We start from the raw sequence: 3337 nt of genomic DNA on the forward strand, positions 1-3337 counted from the left end.
AGTTCAATGCGTTCGTCTAAACTAAACAGCGGGGTTTTATTACGATTATTCGCCACCGCAATAATTAAACGATCATAAACTTGCGCCGCGCGTTTTATTAAGTCTGTGTGGCCACAAGTGATAGGATCAAACGTGCCTGGATAAACAGCGGTAATCGTCATAAAGTTATCTCGTTAATTGTTGCGCACATCATACCTTGAGCTGCTTAAAATTGCGACGACTCGATATAATGCCATAAAGCAAAACGCGTTTGAGAAGTAGTTTTTTCACGGTAAATTTGCCAACCGCTGGGTAAAGTTGGCCAATCCAGCGATTTTTCCTGCTCAATATACAACCAGGCCTGGTGATTGACCCAAGCATTCTCAAACAGTAAATTCAGTGTTGGTTGCACTAGGTTTTGATGAAATGGCGGGTCAATAAACACCAGATCAAACGATTGTTTTGCTGGGTATGCTAGATATTGCAGACTGTCGGCCGTTTGTACTTGTATCGCTTCGGTTTTTAGCAACTCAGCGTTTTGCTTTAATTGACGCGCCACGGCTTCAGATTTCTCAAGCATTAAAACCTCGGCCGCACCGCGTGACTTAGCTTCAAATCCAAGTGCACCTGAACCAGCAAACACATCCAAACAGCGCTTGCTGGCTATCTCAAACTGCAACCAGTTAAACAAGGTTTCTCGGACACGATCTGAAGTCGGCCGCAAACCTTCCATATCCAAAACCGGTAATTTACGCCCGCGCCAATCACCGCCGATAATTCGTATGACACCACCAGGCCTGGTGCTTTTAGGACTGGCTGGCTTTGTCGTTTTTTGAGGTTTATTCATTGCAAAATCTTCTTACTCAGGCTGCCCGACCATTAAAGTGAACATTTTGTCGGTATCAATGTGACGTTGCCAAGCGTCTAAAACATCCTGCTTGGTTAAGCTTTCAATATGACGAGGAAAGGCATCCAAATAATCCAAAGGTAAATCATAAAAACCGATCATGCTGATATAACCCAGAATTTTGCCATTGCTATCTAAGCGTAACGGCCAGCCGCCAATCAAGTTGCTTTTAATGTCAGCTAGTTTTTCATCCGAAAAGTCCGCCATAAAACCTTCTAAGGTTTGTTTTACAACCTGATCGGCCTCAGAGGCTTGGCTATTTTGGGTGGATAAACCAATCAACCAAGGCCCAGTCACTCGCATAGGCGCAAAGTAACTGTAAACACTGTAAACCAAGCCACGTTTTTCACGTACCTCCTCCACCAATAACGAGCCAAAGCCGCTGCCACCTAATAAATGGTTACCTAAAAACAACGCATAATAATCTGGATGGCCACGCTCAACCCCTAGCTGACCTAGCATGTAGTGGGTCTGCGCTGAGCTAAAATCAATTACTTGATTTTGGGCGGCTTGCAAAGGCTTGGGTTTGGGTAAAGCCGGAGCCTGTTCCCCTGTTTTTAAGTCGCGAGTAAGGCGTTCGGCCATCTGTTCGGCTTGTTTGCGATTAATCGCACCCACAATGGATACCTGAGCATTTTTGGCGACATAATAACGTTGATAAAATGCTTTTAAGTCACTCGTTTTAATAGCTTGCACCGATTCGATATGGCCTTCGGTCGGATTAGCATACGGATGGTCAGCATATAAAGTTTTCCAGAAAGCTAAACTCGCGACTTGATTGGGTTGTTCTTCGCGCTGTTTTAAGGCTTGAATCAAACGGGCTTGATCACGCTCAAAGATGGCCTTCGGAAAAGTCGGCGCTGACAAAACTTCGGCAAACAAATCTAACGCTGGCGTTAACAAGTTTTCTCGCGTTAAGCTTCGCAAGCTAAAACTGGCAGAGTCACGAGTCGCTTGACCACCAAATTGCGCACCCAAATTGTTAAAACCAATCGAAATTTGTTGCTCGTCTTTTTGCTGAGTACCCGCTGATAACAAAGCTGAAGTTAAATTCGCCAGGCCTGGTTGTTTCGCATCTCGCGCACTGCCCGCATCAAAGGTGACTTCAATATCAACCATGGGGAGCTGTGGGGCTTCTACAAACAGTACTTTTACGCCTTTAGATGTCTGCCAGGTTTGAATATCAATTGACGCGTGAGCTTGGCTAAACGCCATGAATCCGATAACAAATACGAAAGCTGGTATTAGGTTTTTCATCAGTGCATTCTCCCGCTAAATTCTGGCTTGGGGGTCGGTTTGCGATTGGTTTCACCGCTTGGGCGCAAAATCCCGACCGTCAGATTATCGGTTGTTAAATATTTTTTAGCGACCGCTTGAATTTGTTCGGGGGTCACACTGCGCAGGTTTTCTACCCAGTGCTGCATAGTATCAGCTGGTAAGCCTACACTGACCATTGAGCCAATGCTGCTGGCTTGTGATTGAATTGAGTCTTGCTGATAAACATATTGCGCTTCGGCTTGAGCCAATATACGTGCTAATTCACTTTGCTTAATGGGTTCGTCTTGTACGCGCTTAATTTCAGCTAGAATAGCGGCTTCCAATTCCTCAATTTCAACCTCTGTTTGCGGTTGAGCGCTGAACAAAAACTGCGCACCTAAACGCCCAGTTGGTCGATAAAATGCGCCGATTGAGCTGGCTATTTTTTGATCTCGAACCAACGCTTGAGTTAAACGCGCGCTGTCATCACCATCTAATACACTCGACAACACGGCTAAAGCATAAACCTCCTGGTTATCCTCGGCCGTGACTAAACTTGGCGCATGATAACCCATGATAATGTTGGGCACAGGTGTCGCATCTTTTAATTCGAAACGTCGTTGGCCTTGCTGCACTAGCTCAAATTGAGGTTTGGGTGGGTTGATCGTTCGAGGCGGATAAACCCCATAGGTTTTTTGCGCCAGTTTGACCACGGTTTGTGGGTCAACATCCCCCACCACAACCAAGGTTGCATTATTGGGCGCATACCATTGTTGATACCAATCTTTTAAATCTTGCAGTTGGTAATGCTCAATATCTTTCATCCAACCGATAACAGGGTTACGCTCGGGGCTACTGATATAGGCGGTGGCTTTAAACTGTTCAAACAGCTTTGAATTGGGTTTATCTTCTATCGACCATAAGCGTTCTTGTTTAACCACATTACGTTCAGGTTGAAATTGTTTATTCGTTAACGACAAATTCGCCATGCGATCCGATTCAAGCGTCATGACTCCTTCTAAATGCTGTTTACCAACGACTTGATAATAAGCCGTATAGTTGGCCGAGGTAAATGCGTTTTCGCGCCCACCCATTTGTGAAACTCGTTTAGAAAACTGACCTGGCTCAACAGAGTCTGTACCTTTAAACATCATATGTTCTAACATATGCGATACACCGGTTATACCATTGGGC

The 3337-nt window shown here is 45.1% G+C and carries 4 protein-coding genes; all 4 read right to left on the reverse strand.

The genetic code is table 11. From position 1 onward, the window contains the following. A partial coding sequence (locus tag VIM91_RS03385; protein ID WP_331863417.1) for an adenylyltransferase/cytidyltransferase family protein occupies nt 1-161 on the reverse strand: 161 nt, incomplete at its 3' end. A gap of 44 nt (nt 162-205) precedes the next feature. Continuing rightward, nucleotides 206-826 (reverse strand): 16S rRNA (guanine(966)-N(2))-methyltransferase RsmD, encoded by a 621-nt coding sequence (rsmD, locus tag VIM91_RS03390; protein WP_331863414.1) that lies wholly within the window; start codon nt 824-826, stop codon nt 206-208. A 12-nt stretch (nt 827-838) separates the two neighbouring features. Then, nucleotides 839-2143, reverse strand: coding sequence for a pitrilysin family protein (locus VIM91_RS03395; RefSeq protein ID WP_331863415.1), 1305 nt, complete (start codon nt 2141-2143; stop codon nt 839-841). Then, nucleotides 2143-3337, reverse strand: a 1195-nt coding sequence (locus tag VIM91_RS03400; protein WP_331863416.1) for a pitrilysin family protein, incomplete at its 5' end; no start/stop codon positions are given. The genes VIM91_RS03400 and VIM91_RS03395, both read right to left, overlap by 1 nt.

Origin of the sequence: Thiomicrospira sp., from assembly GCF_036568485.1 — a bacterium.
GTDB lineage: Bacteria > Pseudomonadota > Gammaproteobacteria > Thiomicrospirales > Thiomicrospiraceae > Thiomicrospira.